The sequence below is a fragment of the Streptosporangium sp. NPDC049046 genome (genome assembly GCF_040649155.1).
GTDB lineage: Bacteria > Actinomycetota > Actinomycetes > Streptosporangiales > Streptosporangiaceae > Streptosporangium.
Genome location: NZ_JBEZEZ010000047.1, coordinates 1 through 22,514, shown reverse-complemented (window position 1 = coordinate 22,514; position 22,514 = coordinate 1). Strand labels below are relative to the sequence as shown.

The 22,514-nt window shown below is 70.2% G+C and carries 21 protein-coding genes; 10 read left to right on the top strand and 11 right to left on the bottom strand.

Annotated features, from left to right (window positions below; translation table 11 throughout):
• Nucleotides 1–15: 15 nt before the first annotated feature.
• From AB0B96_RS38135 to AB0B96_RS38125, 3 genes are all read right to left on the bottom strand, one after another.
• A complete protein-coding gene (locus tag AB0B96_RS38135; RefSeq protein WP_362906837.1) occupies nt 16–423 on the bottom strand; it encodes a hypothetical protein in 408 nt (135 codons plus the stop codon).
• Nucleotides 423–668, bottom strand: a complete 246-nt coding sequence (locus AB0B96_RS38130; RefSeq protein ID WP_362906835.1) for a hypothetical protein — start codon at nt 666–668, stop codon at nt 423–425. The genes AB0B96_RS38135 and AB0B96_RS38130 overlap by 1 nt, the downstream gene beginning before the upstream one ends.
• Before the next feature lie 233 nt (nt 669–901).
• Entirely contained in the window at nt 902–2,635 is a 1,734-nt protein-coding gene (locus tag AB0B96_RS38125; protein WP_362906833.1) for an ABC transporter ATP-binding protein, read from the bottom strand.
• A 123-nt stretch (nt 2,636–2,758) separates the two neighbouring features.
• On the opposite strand from AB0B96_RS38125, the gene AB0B96_RS38120 reads away from it, so the two are divergent.
• On the top strand, nt 2,759–3,175 hold the full coding sequence (locus AB0B96_RS38120) for a MarR family transcriptional regulator (protein WP_362906831.1): 417 nt from the start codon (nt 2,759–2,761) through the stop codon (nt 3,173–3,175).
• Nucleotides 3,176–3,322: 147 nt separating this feature from the next.
• Here AB0B96_RS38120 and AB0B96_RS38115 read toward each other — a convergent pair whose 3' ends face one another.
• The 6 genes from AB0B96_RS38115 to AB0B96_RS38090 form a co-directional block, all read right to left on the bottom strand.
• Nucleotides 3,323–4,180 (bottom strand): ABC transporter permease, encoded by an 858-nt coding sequence (locus AB0B96_RS38115; protein WP_362906829.1) that lies wholly within the window; start codon nt 4,178–4,180, stop codon nt 3,323–3,325.
• Nucleotides 4,167–5,390 (bottom strand): ATP-binding cassette domain-containing protein, encoded by a 1,224-nt coding sequence (locus tag AB0B96_RS38110; RefSeq protein WP_362906826.1) that lies wholly within the window; start codon nt 5,388–5,390, stop codon nt 4,167–4,169. The genes AB0B96_RS38115 and AB0B96_RS38110 overlap by 14 nt, the downstream gene beginning before the upstream one ends.
• Nucleotide 5,391: 1 nt before the next feature.
• Nucleotides 5,392–8,064 (bottom strand): class III lanthionine synthetase LanKC, encoded by a 2,673-nt coding sequence (gene lanKC / locus AB0B96_RS38105; RefSeq protein ID WP_362906879.1) that lies wholly within the window; start codon nt 8,062–8,064, stop codon nt 5,392–5,394.
• The gene (locus tag AB0B96_RS38100) at nt 8,061–8,810 is read right to left on the bottom strand and encodes a flavoprotein (protein WP_362906824.1); all 750 of its coding nucleotides are present in this window, start codon (nt 8,808–8,810) and stop codon (nt 8,061–8,063) included. The genes lanKC and AB0B96_RS38100 overlap by 4 nt, the downstream gene beginning before the upstream one ends.
• Nucleotides 8,807–9,448: a GNAT family protein gene (locus tag AB0B96_RS38095; RefSeq protein ID WP_362906822.1), complete on the bottom strand. Its 642-nt coding sequence runs from the start codon at nt 9,446–9,448 to the stop codon at nt 8,807–8,809. Before AB0B96_RS38095 ends, AB0B96_RS38100 begins: the two co-directional genes overlap by 4 nt.
• A gap of 139 nt (nt 9,449–9,587) precedes the next feature.
• Nucleotides 9,588–10,220: a LuxR C-terminal-related transcriptional regulator gene (locus AB0B96_RS38090; protein ID WP_362906820.1), complete on the bottom strand. Its 633-nt coding sequence runs from the start codon at nt 10,218–10,220 to the stop codon at nt 9,588–9,590.
• Between the two features lie 414 nt (nt 10,221–10,634).
• On the opposite strand from AB0B96_RS38090, the gene AB0B96_RS38085 reads away from it, so the two are divergent.
• The 6 genes from AB0B96_RS38085 to AB0B96_RS38060 all read left to right on the top strand — a co-directional run bounded on the left by AB0B96_RS38085 (nt 10,635) and on the right by AB0B96_RS38060 (nt 16,617).
• Nucleotides 10,635–10,730, top strand: a complete 96-nt coding sequence (locus AB0B96_RS38085) for a class III lanthipeptide (protein WP_350946092.1) — start codon at nt 10,635–10,637, stop codon at nt 10,728–10,730.
• A gap of 231 nt (nt 10,731–10,961) precedes the next feature.
• Nucleotides 10,962–11,903: an ABC transporter ATP-binding protein gene (locus tag AB0B96_RS38080; RefSeq protein WP_362906818.1), complete on the top strand. Its 942-nt coding sequence runs from the start codon at nt 10,962–10,964 to the stop codon at nt 11,901–11,903.
• A gap of 26 nt (nt 11,904–11,929) precedes the next feature.
• Nucleotides 11,930–13,096 (top strand): ABC transporter permease, encoded by a 1,167-nt coding sequence (locus AB0B96_RS38075; RefSeq protein ID WP_362906816.1) that lies wholly within the window; start codon nt 11,930–11,932, stop codon nt 13,094–13,096.
• A complete protein-coding gene (locus AB0B96_RS38070; protein WP_362906814.1) occupies nt 13,093–14,247 on the top strand; it encodes an ABC transporter permease in 1,155 nt (384 codons plus the stop codon). Before AB0B96_RS38075 ends, AB0B96_RS38070 begins: the two co-directional genes overlap by 4 nt.
• A 22-nt stretch (nt 14,248–14,269) precedes the next feature.
• The gene (locus AB0B96_RS38065; RefSeq protein ID WP_362906812.1) at nt 14,270–15,622 is read left to right on the top strand and encodes a nucleotide sugar dehydrogenase; all 1,353 of its coding nucleotides are present in this window, start codon (nt 14,270–14,272) and stop codon (nt 15,620–15,622) included.
• Between the two features lie 5 nt (nt 15,623–15,627).
• Nucleotides 15,628–16,617: an NAD-dependent epimerase/dehydratase family protein gene (locus AB0B96_RS38060; RefSeq protein ID WP_362906810.1), complete on the top strand. Its 990-nt coding sequence runs from the start codon at nt 15,628–15,630 to the stop codon at nt 16,615–16,617.
• A 196-nt stretch (nt 16,618–16,813) separates the two neighbouring features.
• Here AB0B96_RS38060 and AB0B96_RS38055 read toward each other — a convergent pair whose 3' ends face one another.
• Both AB0B96_RS38055 and AB0B96_RS38050 read right to left on the bottom strand, forming a co-directional pair.
• Nucleotides 16,814–17,914 carry a DegT/DnrJ/EryC1/StrS family aminotransferase gene (locus AB0B96_RS38055; RefSeq protein ID WP_362906808.1) on the bottom strand — a complete coding sequence of 367 codons (1,101 nt, stop codon included), beginning with the start codon at nt 17,912–17,914 and terminating at the stop codon, nt 16,814–16,816.
• A complete protein-coding gene (locus tag AB0B96_RS38050; protein WP_350946099.1) occupies nt 17,911–18,363 on the bottom strand; it encodes an FdtA/QdtA family cupin domain-containing protein in 453 nt (150 codons plus the stop codon). Before AB0B96_RS38050 ends, AB0B96_RS38055 begins: the two co-directional genes overlap by 4 nt.
• Before the next feature lie 285 nt (nt 18,364–18,648).
• On the opposite strand from AB0B96_RS38050, the gene AB0B96_RS38045 reads away from it, so the two are divergent.
• The 3 genes from AB0B96_RS38045 (at nt 18,649) to AB0B96_RS38035 (ending at nt 22,395) form a co-directional block, all read left to right on the top strand.
• Nucleotides 18,649–20,037, top strand: coding sequence for an NDP-hexose 2,3-dehydratase family protein (locus tag AB0B96_RS38045; RefSeq protein ID WP_362906806.1), 1,389 nt, complete (start codon nt 18,649–18,651; stop codon nt 20,035–20,037).
• Nucleotides 20,034–21,020, top strand: a complete 987-nt coding sequence (locus tag AB0B96_RS38040; protein WP_362906804.1) for a Gfo/Idh/MocA family oxidoreductase — start codon at nt 20,034–20,036, stop codon at nt 21,018–21,020. The genes AB0B96_RS38045 and AB0B96_RS38040 overlap by 4 nt, the downstream gene beginning before the upstream one ends.
• A 148-nt stretch (nt 21,021–21,168) precedes the next feature.
• Complete coding sequence (locus AB0B96_RS38035; protein WP_350946102.1) at nt 21,169–22,395, top strand: class I SAM-dependent methyltransferase; 1,227 nt, start codon at nt 21,169–21,171, stop codon at nt 22,393–22,395.
• Nucleotides 22,396–22,514: the final 119 nt, after the last annotated feature.

The following is a 22,514-nucleotide window of genomic DNA, read 5'->3' as shown; positions in this document are numbered from 1 at the left end:
AGCAGGGAAGGGGCATCAGGCGGTCTGGCGGTCTTCGTTCCTGCTCGTGCGGATCTGCTGGATCCGCTGCTTGCTCAGTCCGAGCAGCTCCCCGATGTCGGGGTCCGACAGGCCGAGCCCGGCCAGCTGGTCGACACGGGCCCTGGCCGTCCTGGTGTAGTCGTCGGCGATCGCGGCGGCCCGTCGCTGGAGCTCGGCGAAGTCGTTCAGGTCGTCTTCGGTGAGACCGGGCAGGGTGTAGTGGAACACCGGGGCGGGTGGTTGGTCGCGGTCGGCGAAGAGGAAGGGAAACCCTTCTGCGATGTCGCCGTGCAGCTCTTTCAGGGACCGTGCGGACATGCCGCCCGCCACGCCCTGTACGGTCGCGAGCCACAGCGCGCCGGTCTTGGTGACATGAACGTCAACGCTGTCCTGGGCGCCCATCAGTCCTCCAGCCAGTCATCACCGAACAGGAACGCGAGCCCTCGTTCGAGATTTTCCACAACGTGAGGTGTCTCGCCCGGATACAGCGGGACGATCGCACGGGCCACGACGCGGCCTGCGACGTCCCACAGCAGCAGGAAGCGTTGCCTTCTGGTCGTCTCGGCCCAGTCGCACCGCAGACCGTGGTCGCGGGCGAGAGCCGTGATGCGGTCACGGATGGCCGCGTAGTCGTCTCGTTCCACCACACGCGGCAGACTATATCCCTTGCTTACCAGCGACAATGCCCCTTGTCGGCATGTTCGTTATGGTGTGTCGCCCTTTACGGCCGGTCATTCCGGGGCAACCGGATCATTTTTTGGTCGCAAGATTTCCGCTGGGGGCCGATGGCTTCGACCGATCACGCGAGGCCGGAAACGGGTGTGGTGACCGAGGCGGGAACGACCGGCCTGGCGGGCTCCGGGGGCGAACACGGCTCGGGTCAGGCGGAGGTGAGGGAGCGGTCGCGGTTGACGAGGGCGGCGTAGGGGCCGTCCGCGGCGAGGAGTTCGTCGTGGGTGCCGCGTTCGACGACGCGGCCGTGGTCGAGGACCACGATCTGGTCGGCGTCGCGGATCGTCGACAGGCGGTGGGCGATCGTGATGGTGGTCCGGCCCCGCGACAGGGTGTCCAGGGCTTCCTGGACGGCGCGTTCGGTCTGGGTGTCGAGGGAGCTGGTGGCCTCGTCGAGGATGAGCACGGGTGGGTCGCGCAGCAGGGTCCTGGCGATGGCGAGGCGCTGCTTCTCGCCGCCGGAGAAGCGGTAGCCGCGCTCGCCGACCACGGTGTCGTACCCGTCGGGCAGTGCGGCGATGTGGTCGTGGATCCGCGCGGCCCGCGCGGCGGCGACGATCTCCTCGTCGGTGGCGGAGGGGTTGGCGAACCTGAGGTTGTCGGCGATGGAGGAGTGGAACAGGTAGGTCTCCTGCGAGACCACGCCGACCGTCTCGGCCAGCGCCTCGAAGGTGAGGTCGCGCACGTCCACCCCGTCGATCGTGACCCGGCCGCCGGTCACGTCGTACAGGCGGGGCAGCAGATAGCTCAGCGTGGTCTTGCCGGAGCCGGTCTCGCCGACCACGGCCAGGGTGGTGCCGGCGGGGACGGTGAGGTCGATGTCGGAGAGGGTCGGGGTGTCGCCGTAGGCGAAGTCGACGTGCTCGAAGCGGATCTCGCCGCGTACGGTCTCCGGCGTGCGGGTGCCGGGGTGGATGTCCACCGGCAGGTCCAGATACTCGAAGATCCGGGCGAACAACGCGAGGGAGCTCTGCACGTCGACGCCGAGCCGCAGCAGCGACACGGCGGGCCGGAACAGGTTCATCTGCAGCGTGGTGAAGGCGACGACGGTGCCGATGGAGACGACCGAGGTGAGCCCGGTGGCCCAGTAGATCACCGCGGGCATCGCCGCCATGATGATCTGGATGGTGGACTGCCGCCAGCGCCCGGCCATGCTGGAGCGGACCTCCAGGTCGGCGAGCTCGTCGGAGGCGGCGGAGAACCGCCCGGCGAGCTCGGGGCCGCGGCCCATCGTCCGGCCCAGCAGGATGCCGCTGATGGAGAGCGACTCCTGGACCATCGACGACATGGCGGCCATCTTCCGCTGCCGCTCAGAGGTGATCTTCCTGCGCTCCCTGCCGACCCTGCGGCTGATCGCGACGAAGACGGGGAGCAGCAGCAGCGACACGATGGTGAGCCGCCAGTCCAGCACGAGCATCGCGATGATCGTCGCCACCACGGTGGTGAGATTGGAGACCATCGAGGCCGCGGTGGAGGTGACCACCAGCTGCATGCCGCCGATGTCGCCGGCGATGCGCGACTGCACCTCGCCGGTCCTGGTGCGGGTGAAGAAGGCCATGGACATGCGCTGCAGGTGGCCGTAGACGCTGGTGCGCAGGTCGTGCATGACGCGCTGGCCGACCCCGGTGGAGATCAGCGTCTGGACGACGTCGAGCACGCTGGTGACGACGGCGACCGCGACCATGCCGAGCGCGAGCAGCGTGAGCAGGCCGGTCCTGCCGTGCGGGATCGCGTCGTCGAGCACCGCGCGGAGCATGAACGGGGAGGCGAGCGAGACGAGGGAGGACAGTCCGATGAGGATGCCCACGATGGCGAGGCGGCCCCGGTAGGGGCGGAACAGACCGATGACGCGTCGTAGGGGGGCGCGAGGTTCGTCGTTCACCTCGGGTGTTTCGTGCCGTATGGCACTTTTGGTTTGTTCCTCCACGGAACTCCTTTCTGATGTAGTCTCAAACAGAGGTTAACTCACATTCATTCCCTATGGCACTGGGATAGGTTCGGCGCTGTGGAGACGGAACTGGCCGACCTGGTGCACGGCGTCGGCCGTCGGCTGCGGCAGGGGTACGGTGAGCGGCTCGGGCCGCTCGGCCTGAGCCCCGGTCAGGCGCGGGCGCTTCGGGTCATCGTCGACTCCGAGCCGCCGCTGAAGATGGTGCAGCTCGCCGAGAGACTGCGGATCGTGCCCCGCTCGGTGACCCCGGTGGTCGACGCGCTGGAGGAGGCCGGGCTGGTCCGCCGCGAGGTCGATCCCGCAAACCGCCGCTCCACCCTGCTCACGGTCACCGGCGAGGGCAGGAAGCGGTACGAACAGGTGCGTGAGGCGCGCAGGCGGGTGGCCGAGGAGCTGTTCTCCGTGCTCACCCCCGAGCAGCAGGACCGGCTCGGGGAACTGCTCGGCACGGTCGACGCGCAGTCCGTCTGACCCGGCCGCCACCGGGGGCGCGGGTCGCGGGCCCCGGTTTTCCTGCGTTTCGGTGGGAGCGGGTGACAACCTTTCAGCTGGTTTTCAGCCGGTCCGGTGAAACCGGCTGACGGGTTCAGCCGGTCCGGTGGAGGTGGCCGGCGGGTTTCAGCCGGTCCGGTGGAAGCGGGCGACGGCGAGGGCGAGCATGAGCAGGCCCGCGCCGCCGACCAGCAGGAGTTCGAGCGCCACCGGGACGGTCCATCCCGACCAGGACACCCCGGGACCGTACACGGCCATCACCTCGGGCGGGACGGACAGGTGGGCGAAGACGACCTGGCGCGCGGGGTCGACCGCGTACGTCAGAGGGTTCAGCAGCGTCACGGTGCTCATCCACCCGGGCAGGTTGGTGAGCGGGAACAGAGCCCCCGACAGATACATGAGCGGCATGATCGCCATCTGGGCGATCCCCTGGAACGACTCCATGCTCGTCATCCGCGCGGCGACCAGCACGCCGAAGGCCGACATGGTGAAGGCGGTCAGGAACATCACCCCGACCAGCGAGACGATGAGGACCGGGTCGTAGGGTACGCCGACCAGTCCCGCCATGGCCACGATCACCAGGCTCTGCAGCGTCGCGACCAGTGCGCCGCCCAGTATCTTGCCGACCACGATCGCGGTACGGCTCACCGGGGCCACGAGCATCTCCCGCAGGAAGCCGAACTCGCGGTCCCAGACGATCGACGAGGCGGAGAACATCGCCGTCAGGATCACCGTCATCGAGATCACGCCGGGGAACATGAAGGTCTTCAGGTCCACGCCGTCGGGAACCCCCGGCATCAGGGACCCGAATCCCGTGCCGATGATGAAGATCCACATGAATGCCTGGAAGAGCATCGCCGTGACCCGCTTGCCGTCGGTGGCGAAGCGGATCAGCTCCCTGCGGAGCACCACCTTCACCGCGCGCAGGTTGTGGGCGGCGCCGCGCAGCGGGACGCGGTGCGTGGCCGTCTCAGCCGCGACCATGGGCCGGCACCTCCTCGTCGTGGGCCTTCCCGCCCACGGTGTGCCCGGCTTCGGCGTTCGCGTCGTCCCCGCTCTCGGAAGGGGTCTTCGCGTCCACGGTGTGCTCGGTTTCGGCGTTCGCGTCGTCCCCGATTTCAGAGGGGGTCTTCGCGCTCACGGTGTGCTCGGCTTCGCCGTTCGTGTCGTTCCCGGTCTCCGCGGAGACCTTCGCGCCGACCTGTCCGGGGCCGCCGGTTCTCCCGATCTCCGCGCTGTCCTCCGCGTCGGTGCCGTCGGTGTCCTCCGCGTCGCGGATGGTCGAGCCGGTGTAGGAGAGGAAGACGTCGTCCAGGGAGGGGCGGGTCATCTGCACGGAGAGGATGGGGACGCCCAGCTCGGCGAACAGGCGCGGGACGAACTCCTCGCCGCTGGGGACGGAGAAGGTGAGTCCCCCGTCGCGTGCCACGGCCTCCACCGAGAGGCGTTCCCGCAGCATGACGGTGGCGGCCGGGTCGTCGCCGGTCTGGATGCGGATCCTGTCCCTGCCCACCGCGGCCTTGAGCGCTTCCGGGGTGTCCAGTGCCACGACGGAACCGTGATCGATGATCGCGATGCGGTCGCAGTGCTCGGCCTCCTCCAGGTAGTGCGTCGTCATGAAGATCGTGATCTTCTCCAGGTCGCGGAGTTCGGTGATGTATCCCCAGATGGCCGCGCGGGTCTGCGGGTCGAGCCCGACCGTCGGCTCGTCGAGGAAGAGCACCCGGGGGGAGTGCAGCAGGCCGCGGGCGATCTCCAGGCGCCGTCGCATGCCGCCGGAGTAGGTGTGCACCCGGTCGTCGCGGCGCTTCCACAGGCCGACGATGTCCAGGACCCGTCTGATCCGGTCGTCGATGGCGTTCTTCGGCAGGCCGTACAGCTCGGCGTGGAAGCTCAGGTTCTGCGCACCGGTGAGGTATCCGTCGACGGTCGGTTCCTGGAAGACCAGGCCGATGTCGCGCCTCACCTCGTCGCGCCGCCGCACGATGTCGTGCCCGCCGACGGTCGCGCTGCCCCCGCTGGGCCGGATCAGCGTGCACAACATGTTGATCGTCGTGCTCTTGCCGGCCCCGTTGGGACCCAGCAGGCCGAACACCTCGCCGGGGGCGACGTCGAAGTCGACGCCCCTGACGGCCTCGATCTTCCCGTACTCCTTGCGCAGTCCCCTCACGGACACCGCCGCGCCGTCGTCCACCTCACCGCCCCCCGCGAGGGGAGAAGAACGGCAGGAAGGGGGCAGTGCCCCCGGTGCTCCCAGTGCCCCCGGTGCTCCCAGTGCCCCCGGTGCTCCCGGTGGCCTGCGACATGGCGAGCAGGACGCCCGCGCCACCCGTCGCCAGGTCCATGGAGATCCGGAAGCCCCTGGTGCCGGTGAACGCGAGGTGCCCCTGGAAGGAGACGGCGTGCTCGCACAGGTCCCGCAGCCGCCGGTCCTCCGCCGCGTCGCCCGTCATGTCGTCCGTCCCGCCGTCGGGTGTGCCGTTCGCGAGCCGGGAGAGTACGGCCACCTGCCCGGCCATGCCGCGGAAGAGGTCGGCCTGCAGCGAGACGCGCGTCCGGCAGGCGCGCAGCAGGCCGGGAAGGCTCGCGCGCACCCGGTCGTCCTCGCGGTGGGCGAGGAGTTCGGCGGCGACGAGGGCGATGCCCGCGCTGCCGACGTCGAGGTAGGGCATCGTGCGCACCCCCGCCTCCTCGACCACGAGCCAGCCGTCCGCGGTCGTCACGCACCGGTCGAGGTCCAGCCCGACGGCTCGGACGGCGTGGTCGAGGAGGGCGGGGTCGCCGGTCCGCTCGAACAGCCGGACGAGGAAGAGGGCCACTCCGCACCAGCCCCGCATGAGGCCGGCCTCCAGGGGCCGGGTGGGGGCCGGGAGCCCCGGGCCGCGTGCCGTGCCGGGGTCTCCGCGTTCCACCGCGTCGGCCAGCCGGTCGGCGACGGCGAGCGCCGCGGTGAGATGCTCCGGCCTGCCCTGGGTGCCCGAGAGGTGCGCCAGCGCCGCCCCGATGCCGGCGTACCCGGAGAACATCGAGATGTTCGCGCGATCGGGCACCGGGTGCCGGTCGAGCAGCTCGGCCGCCTCCTGCGGGTATCCCAGGTGGTCGAGGGTGTAGGCGATGCCGGCGGTCCCGTCGTAGAAGCCGGGGCGGCGCGGTCTGTCGCGCCGCACGGCGTCGAGCAGCCACCTCTCGTGCTCCGGATGCCTGCCGTGGCCGGTCACCTCCAGGGCCCACAGCACCCCGGCGGCGCCGTAGGCGAACCCGAGCCCGCCGGACACGAACTGGTGCACGTCGCCGGGGAACAGGCGGTCCTCGCGCTCGGGGGTCGCGGAACTCAGGATTCCCCTGGCCAGGGACTCGCGCACCGCCCGCCAGTCCACGGCGGGGGCGTCAGGACCGGCGGGCCCCACCTCCACCTCGACCGGTTCGGTGGCGGGGGAGTCCGGGAGTCCTCGCGAAGGAGCGAGGTGGGAGAGGATCGTCTCGGCCCAGCCGGCGGGAACCGGGAAGTTGTCGCACATCGTGCGGACGAGCCGGTGGACCCGGTCGGGCCGCAGCGCGGTGATCTTGCTGAACGGCAGGAACACGGTGAGGCGCAACGCGGCGAGGGCGTACAGGTCGCGGGCCACACCGTTCGTGTTCCGGCCGGCGAAACCGGTCGCGGCCAGTCCCGGCCGCCAGTCGGTGTCCGCAGCATCGAACGCCAGTTCGAAATCGACTAGGGCCACCGTCTCGTCGGGCCGGACGATGACGTTGCCCAGGTGCAGGTCGCCGAAGACCACCCCGCGGGCGTGTATCTCGGCGATCAGCGCCTCGACGCGGTCGGTGATGCGCACGGCCCTGCGGGTGTAGGACTCGATGTCCTCGGCCGACGGCTCGGCCATGACCACCCAGGGATGGGCGGTGCCGCACCACACGTTCAGCGGCTGCCCCTCGACGTACTCCTCGACCAGGAAGCGGTGCCCCGCCACGTCGAGCTCGTCGTACAGGGCGGGGACCCCGGGGATGCCGCGCAGCGCGGTGAGGGCCCAGCTCTCGCGTTCCATCCTCGTCGTCGCGTCGTGATGGTTGGCGTCCACCGCCGCGTGCGGGCGGGCCTCCTTGAGCACGACCTGGCTGTCGTCGGTGCGGCGGGTGGCGAGGTAGACGCCCCCGGCGTTGGAGAAGTGCAGGGCCCGGCGCACCAGGTAGGGGAGCTCGGCGCCCGCACCGTCGCGACGGGAGTCCAGGTGTGGCTGGAGGAAGCCGGGCAGTTCCACCCATTTGGGCGGGTCGAAGAACGGCCTGCGCCGGTCGGGCAGCAGGGTGCCGTCGGGGTGACGGACCGCGAAGACGGTCTCGCCGTGCTCGTCCACGCACGTCATCTCGGTGAAACCGCCGTAGCGGACGTACAGCGGACCGTCGCCCCAGCGCAGGTCGCTGAGAATGTACGGACCCTGCTCGCCCTTCAGTTCCACCGACAGGTCCGTCAGCACGGCCCGCAACTCCTCCTCGTCGCGCGGGTAGACGGTGACCAGCTTTCCGCTGGAGCCGCGCGGCGAGTACTTGGCGTTGAAGACGAGCAGCATGTTGCGGTCGCGCAGGTGCTTGAAGGGGATGCCGCGCTCGACGCAGTAGTCCCAGGCGGCGGAGCAGAGCCGGTCGGCGTTCTCCAGCGTCGCGGACAGGTGGACCTTCCAGCCCTGCTCGGCGGTGGTCTGGCCCTGTGGGCGCAGGGACACCCAGACCCCGCGCTCCTTGCGCACCCACCCCTCGGGAACGGCCGTGCCCGACACGGTGAACGCGTGGTCCCGGATGAAGCCCACCCCGCCCGACCAGCGGGTGGGCTCCTCGAAGAAGAGGGGGTCGGCCAGGGTGTAGATCTGCATCATGTCCTGCACGCGTGGTGCTCCTCGCCCGTGCTCGTCGCTCCCGCGCCGTCCCCGCCGCCACTGTCGCGCTCGCGGTCCCCGTTGCTCCTGCCGTCCGCTCTGCTCTCGCGGTCCCCGTTGCTTCCGCCGTCCGTGTCGCTCTCGCCGTCGGCGGAGAGGGACCCGCGCAGTCGTTCCAGAAGGCCGATCATCGTCGACAGCGGGGGCGCGCCCGCCGCGTCCTGGCGTCCGGTGCTGAGGCTCCTCGTCGCCCGTACCGGCGCCACCACGACGTTGCGCCGTTCGGAGAGGGTCCGCAGATGCCCCCGCAGCGTCGGGTTGTCCATCGCCCCGGGGGGCAGCGAGGGCGCCACCGCGATGGGGGCGGAGGTGCACTGCAGGGACAGCAGCGCGGGGGTGTCGGCGAGCCCGAGCGCGAGCCTGGAGATGAAGTTCACGCACGCCGGATAGACGATCACGCTGTCGCTCCACTCGGTGAGCCGCACGTGCAGGGCGTCCGACCGCGCCTCCTCGGGCCACCGGTCCCGCACGACCTCCCGGCGGACGAGCACGCTCAACGCCTCCCCGCTCACGAAGCGCTCCGCGCTCGGGGTGAGGACGACCTGCACCTCAAGGTCCCGGTACGCCGTGATCAGCCAGTTGAGCCAGAACGGCAGGTACATCGCGGCGATGGCGCCGGTACCGATCACGAGCAGGCGCTCGCCGCCGAACTCGGGGGGCCGGCGGTCGGCCGGTGTGTCGGTCACCGCGCGTACTCCTTCGGGCTCGGGGCGGGCTTCGGCCTGGTGACGAGCCACCTGAGGTGGTGGATGAGCGCCCTGATGCCCCTCGGGCGCTCGGCCTCCGGCCCCCGGACCAGCCGGGTGAGAACATCCGCGCCCTGCTTTTCCCACATATGCCGATAAATGGCGTAGAAATGCACGTCCCAGAGGCATCCCCGGAAGAACATGTGCTTGGGGAGGGTCGCCTCCTTGGGAATGAGGTCACCGACCCAGCCGATCCGGTCGATACTGGCGTCCGTGGTGACGAAATATACTTTTCTTATGTCTTCCCAGGTGGCGAACGCGTAATTCACCAGAAGCATCATCGCCTCGCCGCCGAGGCCGTATCTGGCCTTGTCGGTGTCGGTGAATATACCGACCTGGATGTGTCCGGCCGGGTCCATCTCGTGCAGGGTCCCGAATCCGACGGTCTCCCCGCTGTGCCGCAGCCTGATCGCGAAAATCGCGGAGATGTCCTGCTTTTTCAGCTGGTCAACGAATACCTTGAGCGGCGGCATGCTGTGCAGTCCCAGGCCGAGAAGGAGCTCGTAGAGGGCGACCCCGTCCGACGGGTCGGCGATGGTGAGCGCCGTCCGCTGAGTCTCGACATGGGGAATGAGCACGACTGTGTCACCTTGAATTCTTTCGGCGGCGATGGTTTCCGGACCCGATGGTCCCGTGGGGATCGAACCGTCCTGAGCTCGTCGATATCTGGACACTAGGTTTGGCGTTCCCAGGTCGTCAACGTTTCGCTATCCGCGGCTATGAGAAAGCGGCGCGCCCGTGAAATGCGGAATCGTTATCCGGCGTTGTCTCGCCGGCGGGACGGGGCAGCCAGCCGAGTTCCTGAGCCCGCAACGCCAGCTGAAACCTGCTGGTCGCGCCCGCCGAGCGCATCAGCCCGTTCACCTCGCGTCTGACCGTCCGCTCCGCGACCCCCAGCCGGGCCGCGATGCCGCCATCGGTCAGTCCCTCGGCCAGGAGGCTCAGCACGGCGCCGCGCCGTTGCCCGGCCCCGGTCTCCTGGGGTGGTGGAACGTGCGCGGTGCCCCACAGATGGCCGAAGATGGCCAGCAGCGTGGAGAGGTGACCGGCCCGCGTCACCAGGGTCACGGGCGCCACCTCTCCCGGTGGGGGCCGCAGGCTCAGCAGCGCCACCCGCCGGTCGGCGATCACCGCCGACAGTGGGACCGAAGGCAGCGTCCTGGTCCGGGCGTGCCGGGGATCGAAGGAAGGGGCCGCGAGAGGTTCGCTCTCCTCGCCGCCCCCGGCGCGCACGACGGACACCGGGCAATTCCCCTCGACGAGCAGCTCTCCCACCCGGCCGGACAGGAAGCGCCCCAGCGGATCGTCGGAGAGCACCACCAGGACTTCCCGATACCGGCTCTCCGCCATCCGGGAAAACACTTCACGCAGTTCCTGTGGTGTGATTATCCGATCCTCGCTGCTGTTTGTATCGGCGTGGCGCATGAAAATATAATGTCATGGCTAAAGTCTCGGGACCGTCGTCGTTTCCGACTTATGGAAACGCCGGGGATGGCCGTTTTAGGACAGGCCGTTGCGCATTCCGGGGTTCCATAACTATGTTTCGTCAGCGGAACGGCCGGGATTAACGCCTTTATGGCGCTTTCGCTCGTCATCGTTTTTCGGTGCAGGTGTCACGGTGCAGACTCCGTGAAATCCGTGGAATGCGCGCGGTTCACCCTCCGAAGCCGGCGAGGGCGGCGGTGTGTCAGAGAGGAAGACCCGGCCGGCCCGGGGCCGCCACACGGCCGGTCTGACTTTCGAGCCCTCGAAGGAGGTGTCTTAATGGACCTGTCCAACATTCTTGAGCTGCAGGAGATCGACGTCGCACCCGAGTACGCCGATCTCCCCAGTAGCACCATCAGCAACAGCACCTGCTGATTCCTCCGTGTTCGCGGGGGGCGGTCTCGTGCCTCCCCCCGCGTTCGCGGTCACCGGCACACCCGGTGGACGCGGATCTCGCGGCCGGGCGCCGGGTGCCCTCCCCGAGGCGGGGCACCACACTCCGTGACGGGCCGCGCGACCGCCGATGAGACGGCAAAACGCGCCGCGATCCTTTCCGATTTTCTCTCGCCTTGTGCCTCGAGAAGGGGCCGTGTTCAATTGGGCCCCATGAGCGACATCATTCTGGCGTGCGAAGGACTGCGTAAACGTTATGGCCAGATGGTCGCGGTCGACGGAGTCGGTTTTTCCATTGCGGAGGGCGAGGTCTACGGCCTGCTCGGTCCGAATGGGGCGGGAAAGACGACGACGATTTCGATGATTGTCGGAGTTGTCGAGCGCGACGAGGGCACGGTTCTCGTCGACGGGCAGCCGCACGACGCGCGGAACACGAAGACGAAAGCGCTGATCGGTTACGTGCCACAGGAGCTCGCGCTTTACCAGGATCTCACGGCACGTCAGAACCTCTGGTTCTTCGGGCAGCTGTACGGCCTGCGAGGACGCCAGGGCAGGAGCAAGGTGGGCGAGGTGCTTGAGACGATCGGGCTGGCCGACCGCGCCGACGAGGCGGTCTCCGCCTACTCGGGAGGCATGGCCCGCCGCCTCAACATCGGGATCGGGCTGCTGAACCGGCCACGCCTGCTGATCCTGGACGAGCCGACCGCCGGAGTCGACCCGCAGAGCCGCAACTCCATCCTGGAGAGCGTGCGGCGCCTGGCGGGGGAGGGGGTGGCCGTGCTCTACACCACCCACTACATGGAGGAGGCCGAGCGGCTCTGCGACCGGGTCGGCATCGTCGACGAGGGCCAGATGAAGGCCGAGGGCACCCGCCGCGAGCTGGTGGACATGGTGGGGGAGAACGACCAGGTGATCCTGCAGGTGGACGGCGACCTGGACCGGGTGAGGCGCGCGCTCGCCGAGCTGCCGCGGGTCCGCAAGGTGAGCGGCGAGGGCCCGCACATCGAACTGCTCGTCGAGGGGGCGAGGGCGATCCTGCCCCGGCTCTTCGAGGCCGTGGCCGGTCAGGACGCGGCGATCCGGTCCGCGGAGGTGCGCGAACCCAACCTGGAGGCGGTCTTCCTGCACCTCACCGGTAAGGCGCTTCGGGACTGAGTGGGACGGGGCCTACGGTGCGTGGAATGATCATCATCCTGCTGAAGGACCTGCGCCAGCGGGCGAAGGACAGTACCCTGATCGTTTTCGCGATCGTGCTGCCGCTGGGCATGGCGTTCATCCTCAACGCGGTCCTGGGCGGCACGGGCGGCGGCTTCACGGCCCGCTACGCGGTGGCCGACGCCGACCGCGCCGCCGGCGGCGGGTTCGTCCAGCAGGTCCTTGAGCCGATGCGCGACTCGGGCATCGTGACCCTGCGGCCGGTGGCGACGGCCGAGGAGGGACGGGCGCTGACGCAGCGCGGCGAGGTGGAGGCCACCTTCGTCATCCCCGCCGGCTTCTCCGCCGACGTGCGGGCGGGACGCGCCGCCACCCTGGAGATCATCGGAAGTGTCGCCGCGCCCGTCGCGGTCCAGGTCGCCCGCGAGGTCGGGCAGGCCTACGCGACCGGGCTGCGCTCGGTCCAGCTGGCCGTGGCCGTGGTCTCCCCCTCGGGGACGGCGCCGGACGCGGAGCGGGCCGCCCGGCTCGCGGAGCGGGCCGGCGCGCTCCCGGTGCCGGTGTCGGTGCGCGAGGACGCCTCCGCCGTACGGCGGCAGCTGGACGTCACCACCTACTACGCCGCCGGCATGGCGATGTTCTTCCTCTTCTTCGCCGTCGTCTTCAGCATCACCAGCGTCTTCGACGAGCGCAGGGCGGGGACGCTGACCAGGATGCTGGCCGCCCCGATCTCCCGGCCGGCGATCGTGCTGGGCAAGCTGCTCAGCGGCGTCCTGGTGGGCATCGTGAGCATGACGATCCTCGTCGTGGTCACCACCCTCGTCATCGGTGCCCGCTGGGGCGATCCGCTCGGCGTGGCCGCGCTGGTGATCTCCGGCGTGCTCGCCGCCACCGGACTGATGGCCGCGCTCGCCACGTTCGCCCGTACCGCCGAGCAGGCGTCGAACTGGCAGTCGGTGGTGGCGATGGTGCTGGGCATCCTCGGCGGGGTGTTCTTCCCCAGCGCGCAACTCGGCGGGCTCACCGCGCTCGGCTATCTCACGCCGCACAAGTGGTTCATGCAGGGGCTGGCCGACCTGGCCGGCGGAGGGTCGGTGCAGGCCGTGGCGGTCCCGGTCGCGGCACTGCTCGGCTTCGCCGTACTGGGCGGCGCCCTCGCCCTGTCCCGTGTCGGAAGGATGGTGCACGCGTGAAGGCCCTCGCCATAGGGATGGTCAACCTCCGCCGGGTCTTCAGCGACCGCACCAACATCTTCTTCGTGATCGTCGCGCCGTTCCTGATGGTCTTCGTGCTCGGGCAGATGTTCGGCGTCGACCAGCAGCTGAGGCTGGGCGTGGTGAGCGGTTCGGGACCGCTGACGCAGCAGCTGGTCGGGGCGCTGGGCTCCGGCGAGCGCGTCACGGTCGAAAGGATCGGGGACGAGTCCGCGCTGCGCACCGCGGTGGAGCGCGGCGAGCTGCGGGCCGGCGTGGTCGTCCCGGCCGACTACGACGCCCGGATCCGCGAGGGCGGCCAGGTCGAGGTGCGCTACCTGACCCGGCAGCAGGATCCGGGAGCGGCCGAGATCGGCACCTGGGTCCGCTCCGTCGTTCCCCAGCAGGCCGCCCTGCTGCGGGCCGCCCGCTTCGGGCAGCAGGAGGGGGCGGGAAGCTTCGACGAGAGCCTGAGCAGGGCGGGGCAGGCGAGCGTCGCCGAGGTCCAGGTGCGCGTCACCACCACGGGCCGGAGCCTGTTCCCCGAGGGGTTCAACCCCTTCGCCGCCTCGGCTCCGCCGCTGCTGCTGCTGTTCACCTTCCTCACCTCGCTGACCGCCGCGATCGGGCTCGTCGAGACCCGGCTGCTCGGAGTGGCGCGCCGGATGTACGCGACCCCGATCTCGGCCCGCGCCATCGTCGCCGGAGAGGCGCTCGGCCGGATGGTCATCGCGCTGACGCAGGCGCTGCTGATCATGCTCGGCTCCGCGCTGATCTTCGGGGTCGACTGGGGCGACCCGCTGGCGGCGGCGGCGCTCGTCGTCGTCTTCTCCCTGGTCGGGAGCGGGGCCGCCATGCTCCTGGGATCGGCGTTCAAGACGCCGGGAGCGGCGATCTCCGTCGCCATGATCCTCGGACTGGGGCTCGCCGCGCTCGGCGGCTCCATGCTGCCCCTGGAGTCGTTCGGCGGCGTGATGCAGGTCGTCGCCCACCTGACCCCGCACGCCTGGGCCTACGAGGCCTTCGCCGAGCTGGTCAGGAACGGCGGCACCATCGTCGACATCCTGCCCCAGTTCGGTGTCCTGAGCTGCTACGCGGCCGTCCTGTTCGCCCTCGGCGTCTGGCGCCTGCGCCGTGTCCTCACCCGGTAAAGCCGAGACCATTGGAGATGACATGCGTTTCCTGCCTGATCGGGAGAACATCACTGCCGCGGTCCTCGGCCTGGGATACGTCGGCTCGTGCGTCGCCGCCGTCCTGGCCGACCGCGGCGTGAACGTGATCGGGGTGGACACCGACCCCGTGCTCGTCGAGGAGCTCAACGCCGGGCACTGCCGGTTCAGCGAGACCGGGCTGCCCGAGCTCGTGGCCCGCCACGCGGGCACCGGCCGCCTGCGCGTCACCACGAGCTACGAGAGCGTCTCCGAGGCGGACGTCGTCATCGTCGCGGTCGGCACCCCCACCGGTGAGCGCGGGGTGATGAAGGAGAGCCAGCTGCGCGGCGCCTGCGAGGAACTGGGCCGGCACATCAGGCCGGGTCAGCTCCTGGTGTTCAAGAGCACCGTCCCGCCGGGGGTGACCCGCTCGCTCGCCCTGCCGCTGCTGGAGCGCGGTGGCCTGGTCTGCGGTGCGGACTTCGGCCTCGCCTTCTGCCCGGAGCGCCTCTCCGAGGGGACCGCGCTGCGCGAGCTGCTCAGCTTCCCCATCATCGTCGGCGGCTGGTGCGCCGACAGCACACAGGCGGCGGTGGCGTTCTGGCGCCGGGCCGTCGGGGTGGAGGTGATCCCGGTGGCCTCCCTGGAGGCGGCCGAGATGGTCAAGCTCGCCGACAACTGGTGGATCGACCACAACATCGCCCTGGCCAACGAGCTCGCCCGGCTCTGCGCCGCGCTGGAGGTCGACGTCCTCGACATCATCTCCGCGGCGAACTCGATCCCCAAGGGCAACGGCAACGTCAACATCCTGCTGCCGAGCGTGGGAGTGGGCGGCTCCTGCCTGACCAAGGACCCCTGGATGGTCTGGCGAGCCGCCAGGCAGCGCGGCATCGACCTGCTGACCATCCCGGCCGCCCGCGAGGTCAACGACTCCATGCCGCACTACACCAGCGACCTCATCGTGCAGGAGCTGGCCAAGCTCGGCAGGTCGCCGGTGGGCGCGAAGGTGGCGGTCCTCGGGCTCGCCTTCAAGAACAACACCGGCGACCTGCGCGAGACACCGGTCAGACCGGTCGTCGAGGAACTACGCAAAGCGGGCGCGGAGGTGAGCCTGTACGACCCGCTGGTCGACGGCGACGAGGCGGAGAAGCTCTTCGGGCTGCCGAGGGCCTCCTCGCTGGAGGAGGCCGTGCGCGGAGCCGACTGCCTGGCGGTGCTCGCCTGGCACCGGGAGTTCGAGGACATCGACCTCGCCGCGCTCCGCGAGCGGGTCGCCCCCTCGTGCGCGGTGGTCGACGGCCGCGCCTACTATCCGCGCGAGACCATAGAGCTGCTGCGCGAGGCCGGGTTCGCCTACCGCGGGATCGGGAGGTAGGGGCCGTGGCGAACGTGGTGGTCACCGGCGGTCTCGGTTTCCTCGGCGGTCATCTCGCCGACGCGCTCTCCCGGCGCGGGGACGAGGTGACGGTCTTCGACGCGGTCTTCGACGGTGGGCCGCCCCCGCCCGGCCGCGACGGCGGCGCCCCCCGCCACGTCGGCGGCGACATCAGGGACGCGGAGGCGCTCGCGGGCGCGATCACCGGCGACGTGGACACCGTCTACCACCTCGCCGCCGTGGTCGGCGTCGACCGCTACATCGACCGGCCGCTCGACGTCATCGACATCAACCTGTCGGGGACGAAGAACGTCCTGGAACTCGCCGAGAAGGCCGGTGCCCGGGTCGTCCTGGCCAGCACCAGCGAGGTGTTCGGCAAGAACCCGGCCGTCCCGTGGGCCGAGGACGACGACCGCGTCCTCGGCAGCACCGCCACCGACAGGTGGAGTTACTCCTCGAGCAAGGCGCTGGCCGAGCACCTGACGTTCGCCTACATGCGCCAGCGCGGGCTCGACGCCACCATCGTGCGCTACTTCAACGTCTACGGGCCCGGCCAGCGGCCGGGCTTCGTGGTCAGCCGCAGCGTCCACCGCGCCCTGCGCGGCCTGCCGCCGATCCTGTACGACGGCGGCGGGCAGACGCGCTGCTTCACCTTCGTCGACGACGCGATCGAGGCCACGATCGAGGCGGGCACCGCCGCCGCGGCGCTGGGGGAGTGCTTCAACATCGGCAGTTCCGTCGAGACGACCATCCGCGCGGTGATCGAGCTCGTGGTCGAGCTGACGGGCGGGGACGAGGCGGTCCCCGTCGACCCGCGCGACGGCTTCGGCGACGCCTACCAGGACCTGTCGCGGCGCGTTCCCGACACCTCCAAGGCGCTCGCCGTGCTCGGGTGGCGCAGCACCACCACCCTGCGGGACGGCCTGGCCAGGACGATCGACTGGGCGCGGGCCAACCCCTGGTGGCTGGAGCAGCCCGACAGCGGTTCCAGCTGACCGGCGGCCGGGCGGCGCCGGTCCGTGAGGGGCCGGCGCGGCCATGGTCGCGGTACGGCACAGGCTCCTTGGCGAGGATGCCGGTCTCGGACCGTCTGACGATCGGCCGCGGCTTCATGGCGCAGGCTCATGGCGGGCCAGGGGAGTATCGCTCGCGCCGCGGGCTCGGGGCGCGACCGGTGCCGGGCGCCTCCGCTCAGAGGCAGGCCGCGCGGGTCGCGGCGACGACCGCGTCCACCGCCCGGTCGTCGAGGTGCGGGCCGATCGGCAGGCTCAGCACCTCGTCGGCGAGCCGCTCGGCCAGCGGCAGCGATCCGGGCGCGTACCCCTCGCGGGCGTAGGCGGGGGAGCGGTGCACCGCGATCGGGTAGTGCACGAGCGTGCCGATCCCGGCGGCGGCGAGCCGCTCCTGAAGCTCCCGCCGGCGGGCGGTGCGCACCACGAACAGGTGCCAGACCGGCTCGGCCCACGGGGCCGGCACGGGCAGCAGCAGGTCGCCCACGCCCTTGAGCTCGTCCAGGTAGCGCGCGGCCACGGCACGGCGGCGGTCGTTCCACTCGTCCAGCGACGCCAGCTTGACCCGCAGCGTGGCGGCCTGCATCTCGTCCAGCCGGGAGTTGGCGGCCACGACCTCGTGCCGGTACTTCTCGCGGGCCCCGACGTTGCGCAGCAGCCGCACCCGCGCCGCCAGCTCCGCGTCCCCCGTCACGACGGCGCCGCCGTCGCCGAGGGCGCCGAGGTTCTTGCCGGGATAGAAGCTGAACGCGGCGGCGGAGCCCGACCCCACCCGGCGGCCGTGCTCGCGGGCGCCGTGGGCCTGTGCCGCGTCCTCCAGGACGCGCAGGCCGTGCCTGGCCGCGATCTTCTCGACGGCCCCCAGGTCGGCGGGGTGGCCGTACAGGTGCACCGGCATGATCACCTTGGTGCGGGGGGTGACCGCCTCCTCGATCCGCGCGGGGTCCAGGGTGCAGGTGCGCTCGTCCGGCTCCACCGGCACCGGTCGCGCGCCGACCCTGGAGATCGCCACCCAGCTCGCGATGAACGTGTGGGACGCGACGATCACCTCGTCGCCCCGGCCCACGCCCATCGCGCGCAGGGACAGCTCCAGCGCGTCGCAGCCGCTGCCCACCGCCACGCAGTGCGCGTTGCCACAGTAGGCCGCGAACTCCGCCTCGAACGCCTCCACCTCGGGACCCATGAGATACCAGCCCGAGCTCAGTACCCGCTGGAGCGCCGCGTCGAGGTCGTCCCGCAACTCCTCGTACGGGGCCCGCAGGTCGAGGAAGGGGACCTTCACGCCCCGCTCCGCGCGTCTCGCAGGAACTCGTCGTAGTCGCGGTAGTAGTCGCCCTCGTCGTAGGGCTCGGAGACCAGCCACAGACCGACCGTCCCCGGTGCGAAGTCGACCATGTCCCGCCAGACCATCGGGGTCATGTAGAGCCCCAGCCGGGGGTGGTCGAGCACGAACGTGCGCCGGTTGAAGCCGTCGTCCACCTTCACCTCGAAGCGGCCGTGCACGGCTATGATCAGCTGCCGCAGGCGGCGGTGGCCGTGCCCGCCGCGCCGGGTGCCCGGCGGCATGTCGAACATGTAGTAGGCCCGCTTGACGTCGAAGTCGATCTCCTTGCCGGACTCGACCACGCACAGGCTGCCCCGAGGGTCGACGATCTCCGGAAGCTCGACGAGGCGGCATGGCTCGACCCTGCCGACCGCGAGGTCCTCGCCGCCGTTCACCGAAGAACTCATCGAGCCTCCACCCTCCCTCGGACGAGGGGTCGTTCCGCCCCGTCCCGTCTCGCCAGCGGGACAAACGCTATTTTTCGAGAACCCGGCGGTCAAGTGATTCTCGGCGCCTTGGAAGCCCTCCGGAAGAACGAATGCAATGGACTAACGAGATTTATATAATTACTCTCCGGCGAAGGCCGTGCGATCCAAAGACCGGAGGGTCGGAATATGACCAGCCTCCCCCAGATATCACATTCTCTGCGCCGGGAGAATAACGAATTCAGAGCCCGCCTCACTAAATCGTCCATGGCCAGGGACAGCGCCGTCCTGCCGCTCGCCGAGTTCAGGGAGTGGTTCGCCGAACGCCACCGCACGGAGCGCGCCGAGGTCACCAGGATCCCCTTCGCCGACCTCGACGGCTGGAGCTTCACGCCGGGCAGCGGCAACCTGGTCCACCGCAGCGGACGGTTCTTCTCGGTGGAGGGGCTGCGGGTCAGCACCCGCTCGGACCCGGCGGAGGGCTGGTCGCAGCCGATCATCAACCAGTCCGAGATCGGCATCCTCGGCATCCTCGCCAAGGAGATCGACGGCGTCGTCCACTTCCTCATGCAGGCCAAGATGGAGCCGGGGAACGTCAACTCCGTGCAGCTGTCGCCCACGGTGCAGGCCACGCACAGCAACTACGTGGGCGTGCACCGCGGCGCGGGCGTGCCCTACCTGGAGTACTTCACCCGGCCCCGGCCCGGCAGCGTGCTCGTCGACGTGCTCCAGTCCGAGCACGGCTCCTGGTTCTGGTGCAAACGCAACCGCAACATGGTCGTCGAGGTGACCGAGGACATCGAGGTCCGCGACGGCTTTCGCTGGCTCACCATCGGCCAGCTGCAGGAACTGCTGCGTGTCGACAACCTCGTCAACATGGACTCCAGGACCGTGCTCGCGTGCGTTCCCTTCGACGGCGCGATCCTCGCCGACGGTGGCGGCAGCGGCGAGGACTGCGAGGATTTCGTAGGAGCGCTGCGCCGCTCGGTGGTGAGCGGCGGGGCCGCCCTGCACACCACCTCCAGCCTGCTGAGCTGGTTCACCGCGGCGAGAAGCAGCAAGCTCGTCGACCGCTGGTGCGTGAACCTGGAGCAGGTCACCCGCTGGAAGCGGTCCCGCGACGAGATCGCCCACGAGGAGGGAAAGTACTTCACGGTCGCCGCGGTCGCGGTGAGCGGGGCCGGCAGGGAGGTCGGCTCGTGGAGCCAGCCGCTGTTCGTGCCGGTGGGCCAGGGTGTGGTCGCCTTCGTCGTCAAGCGGATCCACGGCGTGCTGCACGTGCTGGTCCACGCCAGGATGGAGGGCGGCCTGCCGGACATGGTCGAGCTGGCCGCCACCCTGCAGTGCGCGCCCGAGAGCTACGAGGGGGTGCCCGCCGACCGGCGCCCGTACTTCATGGACTACGTGCTGAACGCCGACCGCTCCCGGATCCGCTTCGAGTCGCTGCTGTCGGAGGAGGGCGGGCGCTTCATGGGCGCGGTGATCAGATACCTGGTGATCGAGGCCGACGACGACTTCCCCGTCGAGGTGCCCGAGGACTACACCTGGGTCACCGTCGGCCAGCTGTCCGGGCTGCTGCGGCACAGCTACTACCTCAACGTCCAGGCCAGAACGCTCGTCGCCTGCCTGCAGGGACTCTGGGGAGGAGAGCGTTGACGACGACCTCACCCGTGCGCATGGGCGTGCTCTCCTGCGCGGACATCGCCTGGCGGCGCACGCTCCCGGCGATGGCGGAGGCCCCGGCCGTGCTGCCGGTCGCGGTCGCGAGCCGCGACGCGGCCAAGGCCGAGACCTTCGCCCGGCGCTTCGGCTGCGACGCGGTGACCGGGTACGGAAACCTCCTGGAGCGCCCCGACGTGGAGGCGGTCTACATCCCGCTGCCCACCGGGCTGCGCGCCGAGTGGGTCGACCGCGCGCTGCGGGCGGGCAAGCACGTGCTGGCCGAGAAACCGCTGGCCACCAGCCGTGCCGAGGCCGAGAGGCTGCTCACCCTCGCCGAGGAGCGCGACCTGCTCCTCGTGGAGAACCTCGTCTTCCCGCACCACTCCCAGCACGAGGAGGTGGGCCGGCTGCTCGACGACGGGACGATCGGGCGGCTGCGCTCCTTCACCGGCGACTTCGGCATCCCCCCGCGCGACCCCCGCGACTTCCGCTACCGGCCAGAACTCGGCGGCGGCGCCCTGTTCGAGGTCGGCGTCTACCCGATCCGCGCCGCGCGGCTCTTCCTCGGCGACGACCTCGAGGTCTGCGGCGCGTTCCTGCGCTACGACGCCGCCAGCGGGGTGGACGTCGAGGGAAGCGCGCTGCTGTGCTCGCCCGGGGGCGTCACCGCGCAGATCAGGTTCGGGTTCGAGCACTCCTACCGCAGCTCGTACGCGCTGTGGGGCTCGGAGGGGTCGATCCTGCTGGACCGCGCCTACACCCCTCCTGACTCGATGCGCCCCGTCGTGCGGATCGAGCGGCAGGACCTCGTGCAGGAGCGGACGCTCGCCGCCGACCGCCAGTTCGTCAACATCCTGGAGTCCTTCGCGCGATCCGTGCGGGAGGGCGACGGGCAGGCCGAGCACACGAAGCCGGCCCTCGCCCAGGCCGAGCTCGTCGACGCGATCCGCGAGAGGGCCCGGCGGATAACGATATGAACATGAAAAGCGAGGAAAGTGGCCGCCGGCCGCGTCCCCGTGCCCTGATAAAACGCTGCCGCGCCTCTTTGTTTCGCACGCAGGCGGCGGGCCGCGCTGCGATTTACAGCTGATTCACCCCGTGCCATCCAGAATCGAGGAGCAAAGTATGTCTGCCACGTCGCGGTGCCGTGTCTGCGCCGGATCCCTCGCTGAATTCTTCGACTTCGGGCGCCAGCCGCTCTCCGACGCGTTCGTCCGCCCAGGCGATTTCGCGGACGAATTCTTCGTGCGGCTCGCCGTCGGGATATGCGAGGCGTGCACGATGGTTCAGCTCATGGAGGAGATCCCCCGCGACCGCATGTTCCACGAGGACTACCCGTACGTGTCCTCGGGGTCGGCCGTCATGCGCGCGCACTTCGAGAAGCTGGCCAGGCGGCTGCTCGCCACCGAGCTGACCGGCGAGGACCCGTTCGTGGTCGAACTCGGCTGCAACGACGGGGTGATGCTGAAGGCGATCGCCGACGCCGGGGTGAGGCACCTCGGGGTGGAGCCGTCCGGAGGGGTGGCGGAGATGGCGCACGCCAAGGGTATCCGCGTCCGCAAGGACTTCTTCGAGGAGACGACGGCGAAGGACATCCTCGCCGTCGACGGCAGGGCGGACGTCATCTACGCCGCCAACACCCTGTGCCACATCCCCTACATCGAGTCGATCCTGCGCGGGGTGACCGCGCTGCTCGCCCCGACCGGCGTCTTCGTGTTCGAGGACCCCTACTTCTCCGAGATCGTCGAGCGCACGTCCTTCGACCAGATCTACGACGAGCACTTCTACTTCTTCACCGTCCGCGCGGTCCAGGCGATGGCCGCCCGCTTCGACCTGGAGCTCGTCGACGTCGAGAGGCTCCCGGTGCACGGCGGCGAGGTCCGCTACACGCTGGCCCACGCGGGCACCAGGACGCCGACGGCCGCGGTGGCCGAGCTGCTGGCGGACGAGAACAAGCGCAACCTCGCGGCCATGCCCACGCTGAAGGGCTTCGCGCGCAACGTCGAGCGGATCCGCGACGACCTCGTCGCCCTGCTGCGCGACCTGCGCGACGACGGCAAGCGGGTCGTGGGCTACGGGGCGACCGCCAAGAGCGCGACGGTGACCAACTACTGCGGCATCGGCCCGGAGCTGGTCCCGTTCGTCTGCGACACCACCGTCGCCAAGCAGGGCAGACTCACCCCCGGATCGCACATCCCGGTCCGCGAGCCCTCGGCGTTCGCCGAGCCGTACCCCGACTACGCGCTGCTGTTCGCCTGGAACCACGCCGAGGAGATCATGGCCAAGGAGCGCGCCTTCCGTGAGGCGGGCGGCAGGTGGATCCTGTACGTGCCCGAGGTCCACGTCGTCTGATCGCCCGCGCCCGGCCTCAGCCCGCCGTGTCGCGGTGGTGGGCGGTGAGTCTTTCCAGTTCGGGGACGAGTTGGTTGGGGCCGGGGGTGGTGAGGGTTTCCTGGCGGAGTCGTTGGGCG

What these genes read in the sequence shown, in the direction of transcription:
- AB0B96_RS38135 (WP_362906837.1), bottom strand. Translation starts at nt 423, where the DNA reads ATGGGCGCCCAGGACAGCGTTGACGTTCATGTCACCAAGACCGGCGCG.
- AB0B96_RS38115 (WP_362906829.1), bottom strand. Translation starts at nt 4,180, where the DNA reads ATGGTCGCGGCTGAGACGGCCACGCACCGCGTCCCGCTGCGCGGCGCC.
- lanKC (WP_362906879.1), bottom strand. Translation starts at nt 8,064, where the DNA reads ATGATGCAGATCTACACCCTGGCCGACCCCCTCTTCTTCGAGGAGCCC.
- AB0B96_RS38090 (WP_362906820.1), bottom strand. Translation starts at nt 10,220, where the DNA reads ATGGCGGAGAGCCGGTATCGGGAAGTCCTGGTGGTGCTCTCCGACGAT.
- AB0B96_RS38085 (WP_350946092.1), top strand. Translation starts at nt 10,635, where the DNA reads ATGGACCTGTCCAACATTCTTGAGCTGCAGGAGATCGACGTCGCACCC.
- AB0B96_RS38080 (WP_362906818.1), top strand. Translation starts at nt 10,962, where the DNA reads ATGAGCGACATCATTCTGGCGTGCGAAGGACTGCGTAAACGTTATGGC.
- AB0B96_RS38075 (WP_362906816.1), top strand. Translation starts at nt 11,930, where the DNA reads ATGATCATCATCCTGCTGAAGGACCTGCGCCAGCGGGCGAAGGACAGT.
- AB0B96_RS38065 (WP_362906812.1), top strand. Translation starts at nt 14,270, where the DNA reads ATGCGTTTCCTGCCTGATCGGGAGAACATCACTGCCGCGGTCCTCGGC.
- AB0B96_RS38050 (WP_350946099.1), bottom strand. Translation starts at nt 18,363, where the DNA reads ATGAGTTCTTCGGTGAACGGCGGCGAGGACCTCGCGGTCGGCAGGGTC.
- AB0B96_RS38045 (WP_362906806.1), top strand. Translation starts at nt 18,649, where the DNA reads ATGGCCAGGGACAGCGCCGTCCTGCCGCTCGCCGAGTTCAGGGAGTGG.
- AB0B96_RS38035 (WP_350946102.1), top strand. Translation starts at nt 21,169, where the DNA reads ATGTCTGCCACGTCGCGGTGCCGTGTCTGCGCCGGATCCCTCGCTGAA.